This window comes from Ralstonia sp. SA306 (assembly GCF_054792405.1).
This window is the reverse complement of the sequence record NZ_CP096451.1, coordinates 3,110,470-3,127,365: the sequence shown is the minus strand read 5'-3', so window position 1 is coordinate 3,127,365 and position 16,896 is coordinate 3,110,470. Positions and strand designations below refer to the sequence as shown.

Here is a 16,896-nt window from a genome sequence, read left to right as displayed (position 1 = left end):
GTGGCCGCGTGTTGCATGTCCGTGATGCGGGTGCGCCACTTCCTAACCGGATCGCAAGGTTTGCCTGTGACAGCGCATTGACACTGCGGCGTGATGCGCGCTACGGAGGCTCGGTTGCCTGAGCAGGCAACGGGTCCCGAGCCAGCATGCGGCGCGATACGATGCGGCATCTGCGATGTGCTCCACGCCCCCCCATGCTCACCCGCCAATTCGTCAGCCACGTCACGCTGCGGCGCGACACCGTTGCCGCGTTCGACGCGTATCCGTTCAGCCTGCCCGCCGTGCGCGCGCTCGATACGCTGGAGCTGCATCCCAAGGTCACGTTCCTCGTCGGAGAGAACGGTTCAGGCAAATCCACGCTCATGGAGGCGATTGCCGTGGCGCTTGGCTTCAACGCCGAGGGTGGGTCGCGCAACTTCAATTTCAGCACCCACGTATCGCACTCCGAGTTGCACGCGCATCTGCGCATTGCCAGGGGCTTTCGCAAGCCGCGCACCGAGTTCTTCCTGCGCGCCGAGAGTTTCTTCAACGTGGCCACGAATATCCAGCAGATGGATGGGGAGCCGGGCCTTGGCGGGCGCGTGATCGATTCCTACGGCGGCCGATCGCTGCATGCGCAATCGCATGGGGAATCGTTTCTCGCGCTGCTGATGAACCGGTTCGGCCCGAATGGCCTGTATCTGCTCGATGAACCAGAGGCGGCGCTGTCGCCCCAACGGCAACTGGCCGTGCTCACGCGCCTGCATGATCTGGTGCAGACGGAAAGCCAGTTCGTGATCGCCACGCACTCGCCCATCCTGATGGCGTATCCGGACGCGTGGATCTACCAGTGTGACGGAGACGGCATTCGGCGCGTCGCCTATGAAGAGACCGAGCACTTTCAGGTCACGCGTGACTTTCTGGCCAATCCGCAGCGGATGCTGAACATGCTGCTGGAGCAATGAACGGCCGTGGTGGCGGACGGCCGAATCCGCTACAATCCAGCCCATTCCGAGGAGCGTTGCAACGACCGGCCCAAGTTCAGACGGGGCGGCCGCCAGGCTCGGAAGTTCAAACGGCGCTCGCAGTATCGTGGCTGACACGATGGCGAGAACGCATCTATCCGGGGTCCCAGCATGGGCCCCGTCTCAGTGGTTATCTCCCTGCGTGCGGTCACCCATCTTTTCCGGAGTGATCCAATGAACGCTGTCACCGAACTGAAACACGATTACCTCGTCGCCGACATCAAGCTGGCTGACTGGGGCCGCAAGGAAATCGCCATCGCCGAGACCGAAATGCCCGGCCTGATGGCGATTCGCGACGAGTTTGCCGCGAGCCAGCCGCTTAAGGGCGCGCGCATTGCCGGCTCGCTGCACATGACCATCCAGACCGCCGTGCTGATCGAGACGCTCAAGGCGCTGGGCGCCGACGTGCGCTGGGCCTCTTGCAACATCTTCTCCACGCAGGACCATGCTGCCGCGGCGATCGCCGTATCGGGCACGCCGGTGTTTGCGTTCAAGGGCGAGTCGCTCAAGGAATACTGGGACTTCACCCACCGCATCTTCGAATGGGCCGACGGCGGCACGCCGAACATGATCCTGGACGACGGCGGCGACGCAACGATCCTGCTGCACCTGGGCGCCAAGGCTGAAAAGGACGCTTCCGTCATTTCGAAGCCCACCAGCGAAGAAGAAACCTTCCTGTTCGCGGCCATCAAGGAAAAGCTGGCCAAGGACGCGACCTTCTACAGCCGCAACCTCGACGCCATCAAGGGCGTGACCGAAGAAACCACCACGGGCGTGCACCGCCTGTACCAGATGGCCCAGCGCGGTGAACTGCGCTTCCCGGCCATCAACGTGAACGACTCGGTCACCAAGAGCAAGTTCGACAACCTGTACGGCTGCCGTGAGTCGTTGGTCGACGGCATCAAGCGCGCGACCGACGTGATGATCGCCGGCAAGGTGGCGATCGTGGCCGGCTACGGCGACGTGGGCAAGGGCTCGGCACAGGCACTGCGCGCGCTGTCGGCGCAGGTGTGGGTGACCGAGATCGACCCGATCTGCGCACTGCAGGCCGCCATGGAAGGCTATCGCGTGGTCACGATGGACTACGCCGCCGAGCACGGCGACATTTTCGTCACCTGCACGGGCAACTACCACGTCATCACGCACGACCACATGGCCAAGATGAAGGACCAGGCCATCGTCTGCAACATCGGCCACTTCGACAACGAGATCGACATCGCCTCCGTTGAGAAGTACCAGTGGGAAGAGATCAAGCCGCAGGTCGATCACGTGATCTTCCCCGACGGCAAGAAGATCATCATCCTGGCCAAGGGCCGCCTGGTGAACCTGGGCTGCGCCACGGGCCACCCGTCGTACGTGATGAGCAGCTCGTTCGCCAACCAGACCATCGCGCAGATCGAGCTGTGGACGGAAGCGCAGAAGGGCTCGAACAAGTATCCGGTGGGCGTCTACACGTTGCCCAAGCATCTGGACGAGAAGGTCGCGCGCCTGCAGCTCAAGAAGCTGAATGCGCAACTGACCGAACTGACCGACCAGCAAGCCGCATACATTGGCGTGAGCAAGGAAGGCCCGTACAAGGCTGACCACTACCGCTACTAAGCCGTACCTGCCGGCGGCATTCCCAGCCGCCGGCTCTCCAACCGAGGACTCCTCCATGAGACTGCTCGCTGTCTGGGTCATCAACGCGCTGGCGTTGCTTCTTGTCGCCTATCTGCTCAAAGGCATCCATGTCAACGGCTTCGGCTCCGCGCTGATCGCGGCGCTCGTGCTGGGTCTGGTCAACACGCTGATCCGCCCGATCCTGGTGATCCTCACATTGCCGGTGACGCTGCTCACGCTTGGGCTGTTCATCTTCATCATCAACGCGCTGCTGTTCCTGTTTGTCGGCAACCTGCTGGCAGGCTTCCAGGTGGCAAGCTTTGGCGCGGCGCTGCTGGGCTCCATCCTGTACAGCGTGATCTCGTGGCTGCTCTCGAGCCTGCTGCTGCGCGAGGCTTAAGGTTTCTGTCATGCAAGATCGTCAATTCAGTTTCGAATTCTTCCCGCCCAAGACGGCGGAAGGCGCCGAGAAGCTGCGCAACACACGCGCGCAGCTTTCGCCGCTCAAGCCCCGCTTCATCTCCGTGACGTTCGGTGCGGGTGGCACCACGCAGCAGGGCACGCTCGACGCCGTGGTGGAAATCCAGCGCGAAGGCATCGAAGCGGCGCCGCACCTGTCGTGTGTCGGCTCGTCACGCGAGAGCATTCGCGGCATCCTCAACACGTATCGCGAGCACGGCATCCGCCGCATCGTTGCGCTGCGCGGTGACATGCCCTCGGGCATGGGCGAGATCGGTGAATTCCGCTTCGCCAACGAGCTGGTCGAATTCATCCGCCAGGAAACCGGCGAGGCATTCCACATCGAAGTGGCGGCCTATCCGGAATACCACCCGCAGTCGCGCTCGGCGCGGCACGATCTGGAGAACTTCGCCCGCAAGGTGAAGGCCGGTGCCGACTCCGCCATCACGCAGTACTTTTTCAACGCGGACGCGTACTTCCAGTTCGTGGACGACGCACGCAAGCTCGGCGTGGAGGTGCCCATCGTGCCCGGCATCATGCCGATCACGAACTCGTCGCAGCTCATGCGTTTTTCCGAGATGTGCGGCGCGGAAGTGCCGCGCTGGATCGCCAAGCGCCTCGAGGGCTTCGGCGACGACCGTGAATCGATCCGCGCCTTCGGCCTGGACGTGGTGACGGCCATGTGCGACCGCCTGCTGCAAGGCGGCGCGCCGGGCCTGCACTTCTACACGCTCAACGCCGCCGGTTCCACGCGCGCCATCTGGCAGCGTCTGGGCCTGTAAGCAGAAAGCAGCAAAGCAAAGGAGATCGTCATGGCAGCCGCACCCGATCCGCTGATCGCCTGGTTGCTTGACGAACTCCGGCCGCTCGCCGCGCAAATCGGCGAGATCCGCGCGCGCCGGATGTTCAGCGGTGCGGCGCTGTATTACGACGACATCGTCTTTGCGCTGGTGCTGCGCGGCACGTCTTACCTGCGCGTGGACGACCTCACGCGCGAACGTTTTCTCGCTGAAAAATGCACGCCGTTCAGTTACGAGCGCAACGGCCGCACCATCAGCATGACCGGCTATCTGAGCACGCCGGCAGAGGCGCTCGACGGCGGGCAGCCGTTGCGCGACTGGGCACGGCTGGCGATTGAAGCCGCGTTGCGTGACGCGAATGCGAAGGCGGCGAAGCCGAAGCGCGCCGCAGCAAAGACTGCCAAGGCCCAGAAGATCACAAAGACAACGGCGGCCAAAAAGGTCGCAGTCAAGAAAGTGCCTGCCAAAAAGGTTGCCGCAAAAAAGACAGCCAAGCGCTGAACGCTCAGTACAGCGTTGTCTTCAGGCGCTCGGGCAATTCCCGATCGTAGGCGTCGCCATCAAATGCGCCACCGCTGATGTGCTGCAGGATCTTGCCTGCGGTGGGCACGGCGAGCTTGGTGTCGCGCGCGCCGCGCTCCCAAAGCTTTGAGCGCACCAGCGCCTTCGAACAGTGGAAATACACCGTCTGCACCTGCACGAGGATTACGCTGCGCGGCAGCTTGCCCTGCACGACAAATAATGCAAGCAATTCCGGGTCAGCCGAAATAGTGGCCGTGCCATTGACGCGCAACGTTTCACCCACGCCCGGCACGATAAAGAGCACCGACACGCGCCCGTCTTCGACGATGTTGCGCAGGTTGTCGATGCGGTTGTTGCCGGGCCGATCGGGAATCGCCAGCAGGCGTTCGTTGAGGATGCGCACGAAGCCCGGCGCATCGCCCTTCGGCGAAGCATCCGTGCCTTGCGCGCCCACCGACGACAGCACGATGAACGGCGACGCCTCTACGAACGCGCGGTAGTCGGCGTTCAGGTGGTCGATCTCCTTGAGCAGCGAGCGTGGGTTCGGAGCGCCATACACGGCTTCCAGGTCGGCAACGGTTTTCAGCGTGTGGGGCATGGGCTTCCTGTGCGGGGTTAAAACGTGCCGCGCTCGGTGACGATGCAGTCCAGCGCGATGTCGTGCGGTTGCGGTGCGATGGATTCCACGCGGTTCACTTCATATGCCACGCCAATCGTGCGCGGGCGATGCCCGGCGGCATGCAGCGCAGCCAGCGTGCGGTCGTAGAAGCCGCCGCCGTAGCCGATGCGATAGCGTTGCCAATCAAAGCCCACGCACGGAATCAGCAAGGCATCGGGCGTTTCCATCTCGCCCGAGCGGGGGATGGGAATGTTGTAAGCGCCCGGGATCATTTCACAATCGGGCGTCCATCGCCGAAACTGCAGGGGAGAAAACTTGTCAGTCACCACAGGCAGCAGTGCATGGCGCGTAGCGTCAGCCGCCAACCAGTGGCCCAGCACAGTCAACGCATCGAACTCTCCCTGCGTTGGCCAGTAGGCGGCCAGGCGTTTGATGGGCAGTGCGTTTAGCAACCCAGCCAGGTGATGCGCCAGCGCGGCATTGTGTGCGACACGGTCTGGCAGCGCAGCGCGTGCATCGAGCAACATGGTGCGCAGCGTGCGGCGCGATTCGATTGGCGTGGTGGGATTGGCCGGATCGTGCGTACTCATTGGATGTGGCCTCTCGCCGGTTCACGATCCGTAGCGAGCGGCCCGAGGTTGGTGCGAGAAGCGCAGTCGTACACGTGTACGGCGAGCATCGCAGTGCCAAGATCGGGCCGCGCAGTCGGATCGTGAATTGGCGCTAAGGCTGACATGGGATAATTCGGCAGACCTAACAGTGATTGGATGGGGCAGGAGATGACATTGAAGGCCAAGGCAGTATATCGCGCGGTAGCGCTGGCTTTTGCAGGCATGGTCGGCATGAGCGTGGTCGGCCCGACGCCGCTGGCGATGGCCGCCAAGCGCCAGGCGCCGCAAGGCATTCCGGCCAATCCGGACGATGCGTTTGTCGAGTTGCGCAACGCTGCGCGTCGCAACGATGTGTCGCGCAGCTGGGAGCTGGCCGACAGCCTCTCCGATTACCCGATCCAGTCGTACGTGCAGTATTTCCGCATCAAGCCGCAATTGTTCGATGCCAGCGGCTATGCCCGCACCGATGCGCCGGAAGACGAAATCCGTTCGTTCCTGCAGCGCTACAAGGGCGAGGCGATTGCCGACCGGCTGCGCAACGATTGGCTGCTCGTGCTCGGCAAGAAGCGCGACTGGGCGACCTTCGATGCCGAGTACCCCAATTTCGTGCTGAAGGACGACACGCAGGTCGAGTGCTATGCGCTGCTCTCGCGCGCCATGAAGGGTCAGAACGTGGCCGCCGATGCGCGCAGCACGCTGTCGGATCCCAAAGGCTATGGCGAAGGCTGTGTCGACCTGATCGGCTATCTGGCGCAGTCCAAGCAGTTCACCCGTGCGGATGTGGCCTTTGCGGCGCGGCTGTCGCTGGAGCAGAACCTCGTCACGCAGGCATCGCGCATTGCGGCGGTGCTGCCGGAGGGCGATCGCGTAGACAACGACACGCTGGCCAACGTGACGCGCATGGCGCGCAATGATCCGTCCCAGGCGACGGCGTATCTGCTGGCGCAAAGCGGCGGCCTGTCGCGTGAAGAGCAAGGCGCGGGCTGGGGCGTGATCGGCCAGTACGCCGCCAAGAAGCAGACACCCGATGCGCTGGATGCCTACCGCCGCCAGATGACGCTCGGCGGCGATGCTTACCTGTCGGACGATTCGCAGGAGTGGCGTGTGCGCACCGCCCTGCGCGCGGGTGACTGGAAGATGGTGCGCCAGGCCATTGAAAAAATGCGCCCCAGCCTGCGCGATCGTGATCCCGCCTGGACGTATTGGTACGGCCGTGCACTCAAGGCCGACAACCGCAACGATGAGGCCCGCCAGCAGTTCCAGGCGATCGCAGGCCAGTTCAATTTCTATGGCCAGCTGGCGCAGGAAGAACTCGGCCAGCGCATCACCGTGCCGCCGCGCACGACCGTGACCGACGCCGAGATCGACGTGATGGGCCGCAACCACCCGGGCTTTGGGCGGGCCAAGAAGCTGTACGACCTGAATCTGCGCTTCGAGGGCAACCGTGAGTGGAACTGGGAGCTGCGCAACATGAGCGACCGCGAGTTGCTCGCCGCAGCCGAATATGGCCGCAAGCTGGGCTTGCTCGATCGCACCGTCAACTCGGCGGACAAGACCAAGACCGAGCACGACTTCTCGCTGCGCTTCCCGACGCCGTACCTCAGCGTGGTGCAGCGCAACGCCGATGCCGTGGGCTTGGACATTGCCTGGGCCTACGGCCTGATCCGCCAGGAGTCGCGCTTCATCATGGATGCGCGGTCGTCGGTGGGCGCCTCGGGCCTGATGCAGGTGATGCCGGAAACCGCCAAGCACATTGCCAAGAAGATCGGCCTGCCGGGGTTCCGCGTTTCGCAGATGAGCGACATCGATACCAACGTGCTGCTGGGTACGGCCTACCTGTCGATGATCCTGACCAACCTGGACAGTTCGATCACCCTGGCTACCGCCGGCTACAACGCGGGCCCCGGCCGTCCGAAGCGCTGGCGCTCGACGCTCGCGCGGCCGGTGGAGGGCGCGATCTTCGCCGAGACGATTCCATTCAACGAGACCCGCACGTATGTGAAAAACGTGCTGTCGAACGCGACGTACTACGGCGCGTTGCTGACGGGCCGCCCGCAGTCGCTGAAGGATCGCCTTGGCAAGGTGGCGCCCGAATCCGTGACGCCCGACGACCTGCCATAAGCGCCCCGATCGTCATCCCGCCGTCACATCAAACGCCCGCCGCAACGCGGGCGTTTTTTCTCGGGTGTGTGCGCTGGCTGGCGCACAGAAGTGTGGGTCGCAGCACGCCGCATCGACATATCTTGGGGGCGATCGCCTTCGGGATGTATTGTGGTGTTGCCCCCCTCCCGTCTTGGAGATGCCTCTATGCAGCCCTCCAATCTGCTCGTCTTTGGCGGTACCGGTTTTATCGGTTCGCAGTTGCTCTCACGGCTGGTGACGGAGACGTTTTCCGCGCCCGGCCTACCCGAGGGCCGGATCATCGTGCCCACGCGCGATCCTGAGTCTGCCCGCGCACACAACCTCACGCTGCTGCCGCGTGTGGACGTGATGGACGCCGACATCTACGCCGACGATGCCCTCGACGCGCTGTTTCTGGCGCTAACCGAGCGCGGCGGCGAGCACTGTGCCGTCATCAACCTCGTCGGGGTGCTGCAGGATGCGCGCGAGATGCCGTACGGGCCGAATTTCCAGCGCGTGCATGTCGATCTGCCTCGCCGCATCGTCGCCGCATGCCGACGCCATGGCGTGAACCGGCTGCTGCACATGAGCGCGCTGGGCGCCGACCCCGCCGGCCCGTCGATGTACCTGCGCAGCAAGGGCGACGGCGAACGCGTGGTCATGAACAGCGAGCTTGACTGGACGGTGTTCCGTCCGTCGGTGGTGTTCGGCCCGCGAGATCATTTCCTGAATCTGTTCGCGAGCATGCAGCGCATGGCGCCGTTTGTGCCGCTGGCTTGTGCCGACGCGCGCTTCCAGCCTGTATACGTGGATGACGTGGCCGCCGCGTTCATCAATGCGCTCAAGAAGCCCGCGACGATCCGGCATGCTTATCCGCTGGTCGGGCCGCGCGTCTACACCCTGGCGGAGCTGATGCGCTTTGCCGGACGTGCCAGCGGCCACCCGCGCTGGATCGTGCCACTTCCCGAAGGCTTGGGCCGTATGCAGGCCGCGTTGCTTGAGCATCTGCCAGGCGCGCCCATCTCGCGGGACAACCTCGACTCCATGCGCGTGGACAACGTCAGCATGGAACCAGTCGCCCCGGAACTCGGCATCCACCCGCTCGGCATGGAAGCGGTAATGCTGCCTGCGCTGGCCGGTTTTGGGCCGGACCGCGGATTGCGTGCTGCACGCACAAGGGTCCATCGCTAGGCGCTACGGAAACCCGGAGTATTGGCGCGTTTGTGAATCCGCTTCACAACCGTGGCCAATCCGTTTCATTTTGTGGCGGTGCAGCGCAAGGCTAGAATGGTTTGTTCGCCTTCGCGCTGCCGCTCGCCGCTTTCGATACAACAAGACTAGAGCGCCCCGGCATTCCCGCGCGATGCTGGCGGGCTCCCACAACAATTGCTGTGCACTCTCCAAGGACGGGAATCATGAAACTGGTCATCGGCAACAAGAACTATTCGTCGTGGTCGCTACGCCCGTGGCTGCTCGCCAAGCAGGCCGGCATTCCGTTCGAAGAGATCCGCGTGCGCCTGCTGAGCGAGACCTTTGCCGCCGACGTGGCACGTCATTCGCCGGCCGGCCGCGTGCCGGTGCTGGTGGACGGCGACATGAACGTGTGGGATTCGCTCGCCATCTGCGAGACGCTGGCCGAGCGCTTTCCGCGCGCGCAACTGTGGCCGCAAGACCCGAAAGCCCGCGCGCACGCCCGCTCGATCTGCGCTGAAATGCACAGCGGCTTCACCAACCTGCGCAACAACATGCCGATGAACGTGACGGCCGTGCTGCCCGGCATGGGCTGGAACGTGGCCGTGCAGCGCGACATCGACCGCATTGCAGCCATGTGGACCGAGCTGCGCCAGAAGTACGCAGCGGAAGGTCCGTTCCTGTTCGGACACTTCACGGTGGCCGATGCGTTCTACGCGCCGGTGGTCAGCCGCTTCGCCACGTACGGCGTGCGTCTGCCGGAGGCCGCAAAGACCTACGCCGATTACATCCTCAACCTGCCCGCCATGCAGGAGTGGATTGATGGCGCACGCGCCGAGCATGACTTCCTCGCCGACGACGAGCCGTATCGCACCGCGCCGGACGAAGACACGCTGGTTGCCGCCAATCAATGACGGAACGCGCAGCACAGACCGAGGCCATCGTCGATCCGGCCACGCACGGACTGGATGTCTATGCCGTGGGCGGCGCCATTCGTGACGCGCTGCTCGGGCTGCCGGTGCAGGACCGGGACTACGTTGTGGTCGGGGCGACGCCCGAAGACATGGAAGCGCGTGGCTTTCGTGCCGTCGGCAAGGATTTCCCGGTGTTCCTGCACCCGGCCACGCATGCCGAATACGCGCTCGCCCGCACCGAGCGCAAGACGGCTGCCGGCTACAAAGGTTTCTCGGTCTACTGCGCGCCGGACGTCACGCTCGAAGACGACCTCATCCGCCGCGATCTGACCATCAACGCGATGGCGCAGCGCGTGGCGGAAGACGGCGCGCTGGTTGGCCCCGTCGTCGATCCATATGGGGGGCAGGCTGACCTGGCCTCGCGCACGTTCCGGCATGTATCCGATGCGTTCATGGAAGACCCGGTGCGCATCCTGCGCCTGGCGCGGTTTGCTGCGCGCTTTGCCGACTTTCATGTCGCGCCCGAAACCAACGCGCTCATGCAGCGCATGGTGCAGGCCGGCGAAGTCGATGCGCTGGTGCCTGAGCGTGTGTGGCAGGAAATTGCCCGCGGCCTGATGGAGGCTCATCCGCAGCGCATGTTTGCCGTGCTGCGGGATTGCGGTGCGCTGGCGCGCCTGCTGCCAGAGCTTGACCGGCTGTGGGGCGTGCCGCAGCGCGCCGACTATCACCCCGAAGTCGATACCGGCGTGCACACCATGATGGTGATCGAAACGGCCGCAGCGATGGCGACGTCGCTGCCGGTACGCTTTGCCGCGCTGGTGCATGACCTCGGCAAGGGCACGACGCCTGAGGACATCCTGCCGCGCCACATCGGCCACGAAGAGCGCAGCGTGCCCCTTATCGACGCGGTGTGCCAGCGCCTGCGCGTGCCGACCGAGTGCCGTGAACTGGCGCTGGTGGTCGCGCGCGAGCACGGCAACATCCATCGCTGTGACGGCTTTGATGCAGCGGCGCTGGTACGCCTGCTGGAACGCTGCGATGCGCTGCGCAAGCCCGATCGTTTCCGTCAGGCCCTGCAGGCGTGCGAGGCAGACGCACGCGGCCGTCTCGGGTTTGAAGACCGCAGCTATCCGCAGACAGCGCGTCTGCTGCGCGCACTCCAAGCCGCGGCATCCATCGACGCGGGCGCTGTCGCCAAGCGCTATGCCGACAACCCGGCGCACATCAAACAAGCCGTGCATCAGGCCCGCATCGAGGCCGTTGCGCAGGCCGGCGTCTGAGTTGGCACCCAGAGCCGGCCGTGCGGCCGCTTACTCGAATGGCGTGTCGCTCGGATTGGCGTACAGCGCCTTCAACTGATCGTTCATCGGGAAGTTGAAGTTCAGGTTCTTGGGCGGCACCGGCTTTTCGAACCACTTGGCGTAGAGCGTCTTGATCTCGCCGCTCTTCATCACGCCGATCATCGTGTCGTCCACGAGTTTCTTGAACTGCGGATCGTCCTTGCGCAGCATGAAGCCGTAGGCCTCGAACGATTGCGGCGTGCCGGTCACGACCCAGTCGTCAGGCTTTTGTGCCAGCGTGCGTGCGCCGGCCAGCAGCACGTCATCCATCATGAACGCCGCCACGCGGCCGCTTTGCAGCGTGAGGAACGATTCACCGTAATCCTTGCCGCTGATCACGTTCATGTTCATCTTCTTCTCGTCGTTCATCTTACGTAGGATGCGTTCTGACGTCGTGCCCGCGTTGGTGATGACGGACTTGCCCGCCAGGTCAGGGAAGTCTTTCACGCCCGATTTCACGTTGGTCAGCAGGCGCGTGCCGGCGATGAAAAAGGTGGTCGAAAACGCCGTCTGCTGCTCGCGCGATTTCAGGTGCGTAGTCACGCCGCACTCCAGATCCACCGAACCGTTCTGCACCAGCGATGTCCGGTTCTGCGACGTCACCGGAATCTGCTTGATGTCCAGATTGGGCTTGCCCGTCTTCTTCTTGACGGCGTCGATCACGCGCGAGCAGAGGTCAGCCGAGAAACCGACGATCTCGTTCTTGCTGTCGCGGTAAGAAAACGGAATCGACGACTCGCGCACGCCGATCAGGATCGTGTTGCTGTCCTGGATCTTCTTGAGCGTGCCGTCCAGGGCCTGCGCGTGCGCGCTGATCGCGAGCAGGCTGGCCAGCGCTAGCGGGATGGATCGGATACAGCGGGTGGTCAAACGCATACTTCCTCCAGTGGTTGTGGTGCGCGGCCTGTTGTGTTGCGGCCGTCTGTGCTTTGGCTTCGTGGTGATGAGTGCGGAGCGTCTAGCGGCCGAACCAGCTGCGCAGCTCTGCGGCGCTGGCCACCGGCCGATGCAGCGCGTCGAGATGCCGTCGCAGGTTGGTGACGAGTGCCGCGTTGTCGGGCGCCGTGCTGCCGTCGGGCAGCGCCATGTTGTTTTCGAACCCCAGGCGCGCGTGGCCGCCCAGCAGCGCTGCGCTGAGCGCGCATTCGGCTTCGCGCGGGCCGAATGCGCACATCGCCCATGGCACGTCGGCGGTGATGTCACCGCCGTCAGCCCACGCCTGCAGGAAGGGCAGCAGATCCGACGGATCGGAGCGCTGGCCTGCGCTGTAGCGGCCGAGTACGAACAGCACCCAATGCGGTGTGTCGGGCAGCACGCCGCGCGCACGCAGGTCGCGGTAGCGCACCACGTCGTCGGCGGAATAGAGGATGTACTGGATGGCCGTGCGTGCGGCGGCAAGCTCGCCAAAGAAACGCGCGGCTTGCGCTTCGTGCGCGGCATCGGGCGCCAGCTCCCGCAGCGCGGCGGAAATCGCTTCGGGCTGCAGCGCACATACCGAGGCCATCTGTTGTTCGGGCGTGTAGATGCCAACGGCCTCGGTGGTGATCTGAATCACCAGCGCATCGCCCACGGCGCGTTGCACGGCGGCGATGGCCGGGCGGTAGTCGTCAGGCGCCAGGCTATGCGTGCCGTCGGGACGGCGCACATGCAGATGCAGCATCGCGGCGCCGGCATCCACACATTGGCGCGCGCAGGCGGCCAGTTCGTCGGGCGTGATGGGCAGTGCGGGATGATCGGCGTGCGTCTTGCGCGCGCCGTTGGGCGCCACGGCGATGGCGATGGGTTTGGTCACCATGCGGCCTCCTGCGCCTTGACGGTGGCGGCGTCAACCGCATCGCCCAGCCGCTCGACGATGGCGTCGATGTCCTGCGCGCTGGCAATGAACGGCGGTGCCAGCAGGATGTGGTCGCCGCGCCGGCCGTCAATCGTCCCGCCCATCGGATACACCATCAGGCCGCGCTGCATGGCTTCAGCCTTCACGCGTGCGTGCGTCTTGCATGCTGGCGCCAGCGGCGCCTTGGTCGCGCGATCCGCCACCAGCTCCACGCCGACGAACAGCCCTCGCCCGCGTATGTCGCCCACATGTGCGTGGTCGGCAAAGCGCGCGCGCAGCGCCGCACGCAGTTGTTCGCCACGCGCCTGCACGTTGGCGAGGAGGTTGTCTTCCTCGATCACCTTCTGCACTTCCAGTGCCGCCGCGCACGCCGTGGCGTGGCCAATGTAAGTGTGGCCGTGCTGGAAGAAGCCGCTGCCGTTCGTGATCGCGTCGTAAATGCGGCGATTCACCAGCGTCGCGCCGATCGGCTGATACCCGCCGCCCAGCCCCTTGGCAATGGCGACCATGTCTGGCACCACGCCATCTTCCTCGTATGCGAACAGATATCCCGTGCGGCCCATACCGGACATCACTTCATCGAGCAACAGCAGCACACCGTGACGGTCGCACACCGTGCGGATCTTGCGGAAGTAGTCGGCCACGGGCGGCACCGCGCCGGCCGTGGCGCCCACCACCGTCTCGGCGACGAAGGCCGCGACATTTTCCGTGCCGAGTTCGACGATCTTCGCGTCCAGTTCATCGGCTAGACGCTGCACGTATTGCGCGTCGCTTTCGCCATCCAGGCGCTCGCGATACGCATAGCACGGCGAGACATGGTGTGCCGGCACCAGCAGGGGCAGGAACGGTTCGCGGCGCCACGCGTTGCCGCCGATCGCCAGCGCGCCCAGCGTGTTGCCGTGATAGCTCTGACGCCGCGCGATGAAGTACTGGCGCTGCGGTTGTCCAATCTCGACAAAGTACTGGCGTGCCAGCTTGAGCGCCGCCTCGATCGCTTCGGAACCGCCAGAGACGAAGTACACGTGATCCAGATCACCCGGCGCAGCCGCGGTCAGGCGCGCAGCCAGTTCTTCGGCCACGTCTGTCGTGAAGAACGAAGTGTGCGCATAGGCCAGCGCGCGCACCTGCTTGCAGATGGCGTCCACCACGCGCGGATGGCCGTGGCCCAGACACGAGACGGCGGCACCGCCGCACGCGTCGAGGTAGCGCTTGCCGTCGGAGTCGATGAGGGTCATGCCCTCGCCGCCGACAGCGATGGGCAGCGTCTTGCGCGGGTCGCGGTGGAAGACGGAGGTGGTGGACGGTGTCATGGACGGTCGGGATGGTTCAACGTTGGGTGGGCGGCACGGCGACTGCCGCTTCACTGCGGCGGGCGCTGCGCACGTAGGCGGCTTGTTGTTTAAGCTGGGCGTCGCTGTCGGCAAGGTGCGTGAGCGCGGTTGGGCCGGCGTGGCGGAACCACGTCATCAGCAGCGCATCGAGCAGCGCCATGGGCGCGGCCAGCGAATGGAAGAACGACGGAATGGCGACGGGCGCGACGAGCTGTTGCCACGCCAACTCGGCACCGGGGGCAATGGCACTGTCGGTCACATACACGAGGCGCGCACCGCGCGCATGCGCGTACTGCATCGCCTCGATGACTTCGCGTGTGTACGGATCAAAGGTGACGGCCACGACGATGTCGCCGTCGCCGCAAAAGCGCAGCGGGTCGGCCAGCGTGTTGCCGCTGCCGGCGCACAGCGTGACCTTGTCGTCGAACAGTTGAGCGGCGTAACCGAACGCATGCGTTAGCGCCAGGCAACTGCGCGCGCCCAGCAGATAGACCCGGCGCGCCTTGCAGAGGGCAGCGGCCACGGTATCCAGCGCCGCCAGGTTGGCTGGTGAAAACGCCGACTGCACATGCGCGCCGATGGCCATGCCGATGCGTTCGGCCTCCGAAGCGCCTGCCGCATCGTCGCCCTGCAGCGCGTTGGCGCGGCCGGCAAAGCCGTCGGCCTGCTGGCGCAGGTGGTTCACGCAGATATCGCGCAGCGCGGCAAAGTCATCAAAGCCCAGCGCGCGCGCCAGACGCGAGAACGTGGCCGGCGGCAGGTCGCAGCGGCGCGCCAGGTCCCGCATCGAAAGCAGGGCGATGTCGTGCTGGTGCGTCTCAAGCAACATGGCGGCGCGCTGCAGTTGCGGAGAGAGATCGCCGGCGCGGTCGCGCAGCGTTTTCATGAGCCCATCGAACGTCATAAGGTGGTCGTCTTGATTCAACTGTTTCGTAAACTACGCAACTGAAACAGTTGAGTCAATATCGGATTCACCCTTGGGATCGCGCACGAAAACAAAACGGCCGCACCTCAAGGCGTGCGGCCGTAATGGGCAAACAAAAACGGAGGCCGAAGCCTCCGTCAGGGATGTGTGATGCGCGCGGCTCAGGTTGCCGGGGCGTCGAGCTGTTCCATGCGGAACTGGAAGAAGCCTGCGCCGATCAGTCCAAGCAAGCTCAGCGCCATGCACGTGCAGGCCAGAATCATTACCGCGCCCAGCGACGAAACCCCGCTCATGAGCGGCGTATGCATCAACGCCGACAGATTGCCGCCAACCCACATGGCCGCGACGAGGGCCATCAAACACGTCAGCGCTGCGGCATTGCGCAACCACGTCAACCGCGTCTTGCGGCTGATGCCGTCGAAAGCGTGGAAATGGAAGTGGTGGTGACCGGTGCCAACGAGTGCCATGGAGAATCTCCTTGTGCTTGCCGTTTGATAGCGTTGAGTCACTATACCGAGACCTGCGACAGTTTGGCGCAGTTTACGCCGCTAGGTATACCCTGAGCTGCGCTGCGTCAAGAGATGCGGGTACATTTTTTGTGGGTGCGACACTGCGCCGCAGATCGGCGACTGGCGCGGCAAATCGGGAGATGGCGGGTGCGGGCGAATTGCACCGCAGAAATGAAAAAAGACCTCGCGAGGAGGTCTTTTTTGTTGCCCTGCAAAATCGATCGATCTTGAAGTGCGAAGAATTTTGGTGGCCTGGGGCGGAATCGAACCACCGACACGCGGATTTTCAATCCGCTGCTCTACCAACTGAGCTACCGGGCCAAGCAAAGAAAGGCAAGTATGACAGGGTTGGTGCCCAGTCGTCAAGCATCTCTGGGCACTTTGATGATCAGGCGGCGGGCTCGCCCTTGTTGCGAGAGAGTTCGACGCCCAGTTGTTTGAGCTTGCGGTACAGGTGGGTCCGCTCCAGGCCGGTTTTTTCGGCCACGCGGGTCATGCTGCCGCCTTCGCGCTGCAGGTGGTATTCGAAGTAGGCGCGCTCAAACAGGTCGCGCGCTTCGCGCAGCGGCATGTCGAACGAGAACTGCATGCCGCCGCCCTCGGCTGCGCGAGTCGGTACGCCATTGATATCGGCGCGATCGAGCGCGGCAGGCGTACCTCCTGCTGCGGCGTTGGGCATGGCACCTGCGAGTCCCGCCGCCGGTGTGGCAGCCGGCGTTGCCGAGCGCGGCTTTTCCTTGCTGCGCGACAAGCCCTGCTCCACCGCCGTCAGCAGCTTCTGCAGTGCGATGGGCTTCTCCAGGAAATTCAGCGCGCCGATCTTGGTCGCCTCGACGGCGGTGTCGATGGTGGCGTGGCCCGACATCATGATGACGGGCATGGTCAGCAGACCTTGTGACGCCCATTCCTTGAGCAACGTCACGCCGTCGGTATCCGGCATCCAGATATCGAGCAGGACGAGGTCGGGCGTTGCGTTCGCGCGGTATTCGCGCGCGCGCTGAGCGTTCTCGGCGACTTCAACAACGTGCCCTTCGTCTCCGAGGATTTCGGAGAGCAACTCCCGGATACCCATTTCGTCGTCGACAACGAGGATGGTGGCCATGCTTTTCCTCTA

17 protein-coding genes, 1 tRNA gene and 1 riboswitch are annotated in these 16,896 nt (G+C 64.3%); of the genes, 9 read left to right on the top strand and 9 right to left on the bottom strand.

The window, feature by feature from the left end; all coding sequences use genetic code 11:
- Positions 1-194: 194 nt before the first annotated feature.
- From M1D44_RS14790 to M1D44_RS14770, 5 genes are all read left to right on the top strand, one after another.
- A complete protein-coding gene (locus M1D44_RS14790) occupies positions 195-944 on the top strand; it encodes an AAA family ATPase (protein ID WP_316852934.1) in 750 nt (249 codons plus the stop codon).
- A 42-nt stretch (positions 945-986) separates the two neighbouring features.
- Positions 987-1,070: riboswitch (S-adenosyl-L-homocysteine riboswitch) on the top strand.
- Between the two features lie 108 nt (positions 1,071-1,178).
- The gene (ahcY, locus tag M1D44_RS14785; RefSeq protein WP_024977089.1) at positions 1,179-2,603 is read left to right on the top strand and encodes an adenosylhomocysteinase; all 1,425 of its coding nucleotides are present in this window, start codon (positions 1,179-1,181) and stop codon (positions 2,601-2,603) included.
- A 55-nt stretch (positions 2,604-2,658) separates the two neighbouring features.
- On the top strand, positions 2,659-3,003 hold the full coding sequence (locus tag M1D44_RS14780) for a phage holin family protein (RefSeq protein ID WP_004628357.1): 345 nt from the start codon (positions 2,659-2,661) through the stop codon (positions 3,001-3,003).
- A gap of 10 nt (positions 3,004-3,013) precedes the next feature.
- Entirely contained in the window at positions 3,014-3,844 is an 831-nt protein-coding gene (gene metF / locus M1D44_RS14775) for a methylenetetrahydrofolate reductase [NAD(P)H] (RefSeq protein WP_027678710.1), read from the top strand.
- 30 nt (positions 3,845-3,874) lie between these two features.
- Complete coding sequence (locus M1D44_RS14770) at positions 3,875-4,363, top strand: TfoX/Sxy family protein (RefSeq protein WP_316852933.1); 489 nt, start codon at positions 3,875-3,877, stop codon at positions 4,361-4,363.
- A 4-nt stretch (positions 4,364-4,367) separates the two neighbouring features.
- Here the strand turns inward: M1D44_RS14770 and M1D44_RS14765 are convergent, their stop codons facing one another.
- Both M1D44_RS14765 and M1D44_RS14760 read right to left on the bottom strand, forming a co-directional pair.
- On the bottom strand, positions 4,368-4,982 hold the full coding sequence (locus M1D44_RS14765; protein ID WP_024977086.1) for a pyridoxamine 5'-phosphate oxidase family protein: 615 nt from the start codon (positions 4,980-4,982) through the stop codon (positions 4,368-4,370).
- Positions 4,983-4,999: 17 nt separating this feature from the next.
- Positions 5,000-5,593: a 5-formyltetrahydrofolate cyclo-ligase gene (locus tag M1D44_RS14760; RefSeq protein WP_024977085.1), complete on the bottom strand. Its 594-nt coding sequence runs from the start codon at positions 5,591-5,593 to the stop codon at positions 5,000-5,002.
- 189 nt (positions 5,594-5,782) lie between these two features.
- Between M1D44_RS14760 and M1D44_RS14755 the strand changes: the two genes are divergently transcribed.
- The 4 genes from M1D44_RS14755 (at position 5,783) to M1D44_RS14740 (ending at position 11,123) form a co-directional block, all read left to right on the top strand.
- On the top strand, positions 5,783-7,735 hold the full coding sequence (locus M1D44_RS14755) for a lytic transglycosylase domain-containing protein (RefSeq protein WP_316852932.1): 1,953 nt from the start codon (positions 5,783-5,785) through the stop codon (positions 7,733-7,735).
- A gap of 186 nt (positions 7,736-7,921) precedes the next feature.
- A complete protein-coding gene (locus M1D44_RS14750) occupies positions 7,922-8,926 on the top strand; it encodes a complex I NDUFA9 subunit family protein (protein ID WP_024977083.1) in 1,005 nt (334 codons plus the stop codon).
- Between the two features lie 224 nt (positions 8,927-9,150).
- The gene (locus M1D44_RS14745) at positions 9,151-9,840 is read left to right on the top strand and encodes a glutathione S-transferase family protein (protein WP_024977082.1); all 690 of its coding nucleotides are present in this window, start codon (positions 9,151-9,153) and stop codon (positions 9,838-9,840) included.
- 50 nt (positions 9,841-9,890) lie between these two features.
- Complete coding sequence (locus tag M1D44_RS14740; RefSeq protein ID WP_428984645.1) at positions 9,891-11,123, top strand: multifunctional CCA addition/repair protein; 1,233 nt, start codon at positions 9,891-9,893, stop codon at positions 11,121-11,123.
- A gap of 30 nt (positions 11,124-11,153) precedes the next feature.
- On the opposite strand, the gene M1D44_RS14735 is transcribed toward M1D44_RS14740, so the two are convergent.
- From M1D44_RS14735 to M1D44_RS14705, 7 genes are all read right to left on the bottom strand, one after another.
- Positions 11,154-12,059, bottom strand: coding sequence for a glutamate/aspartate ABC transporter substrate-binding protein (locus tag M1D44_RS14735; protein WP_024977080.1), 906 nt, complete (start codon positions 12,057-12,059; stop codon positions 11,154-11,156).
- Positions 12,060-12,141: 82 nt separating this feature from the next.
- Positions 12,142-12,978 carry a beta-keto acid cleavage family enzyme gene (locus tag M1D44_RS14730; RefSeq protein WP_316852930.1) on the bottom strand — a complete coding sequence of 279 codons (837 nt, stop codon included), beginning with the start codon at positions 12,976-12,978 and terminating at the stop codon, positions 12,142-12,144.
- Positions 12,972-14,327, bottom strand: a complete 1,356-nt coding sequence (locus tag M1D44_RS14725; RefSeq protein WP_112186344.1) for an aspartate aminotransferase family protein — start codon at positions 14,325-14,327, stop codon at positions 12,972-12,974. The genes M1D44_RS14730 and M1D44_RS14725 overlap by 7 nt, the downstream gene beginning before the upstream one ends.
- Positions 14,328-14,343: 16 nt before the next feature.
- Positions 14,344-15,252 carry a MurR/RpiR family transcriptional regulator gene (locus M1D44_RS14720; RefSeq protein ID WP_316852929.1) on the bottom strand — a complete coding sequence of 303 codons (909 nt, stop codon included), beginning with the start codon at positions 15,250-15,252 and terminating at the stop codon, positions 14,344-14,346.
- Positions 15,253-15,434: 182 nt separating this feature from the next.
- The gene (locus M1D44_RS14715) at positions 15,435-15,740 is read right to left on the bottom strand and encodes a hypothetical protein (protein ID WP_024977076.1); all 306 of its coding nucleotides are present in this window, start codon (positions 15,738-15,740) and stop codon (positions 15,435-15,437) included.
- 287 nt (positions 15,741-16,027) lie between these two features.
- Positions 16,028-16,103, bottom strand: a tRNA-Phe gene (locus M1D44_RS14710).
- A gap of 67 nt (positions 16,104-16,170) precedes the next feature.
- On the bottom strand, positions 16,171-16,884 hold the full coding sequence (locus M1D44_RS14705) for a response regulator (RefSeq protein WP_024977075.1): 714 nt from the start codon (positions 16,882-16,884) through the stop codon (positions 16,171-16,173).
- Positions 16,885-16,896: the final 12 nt, after the last annotated feature.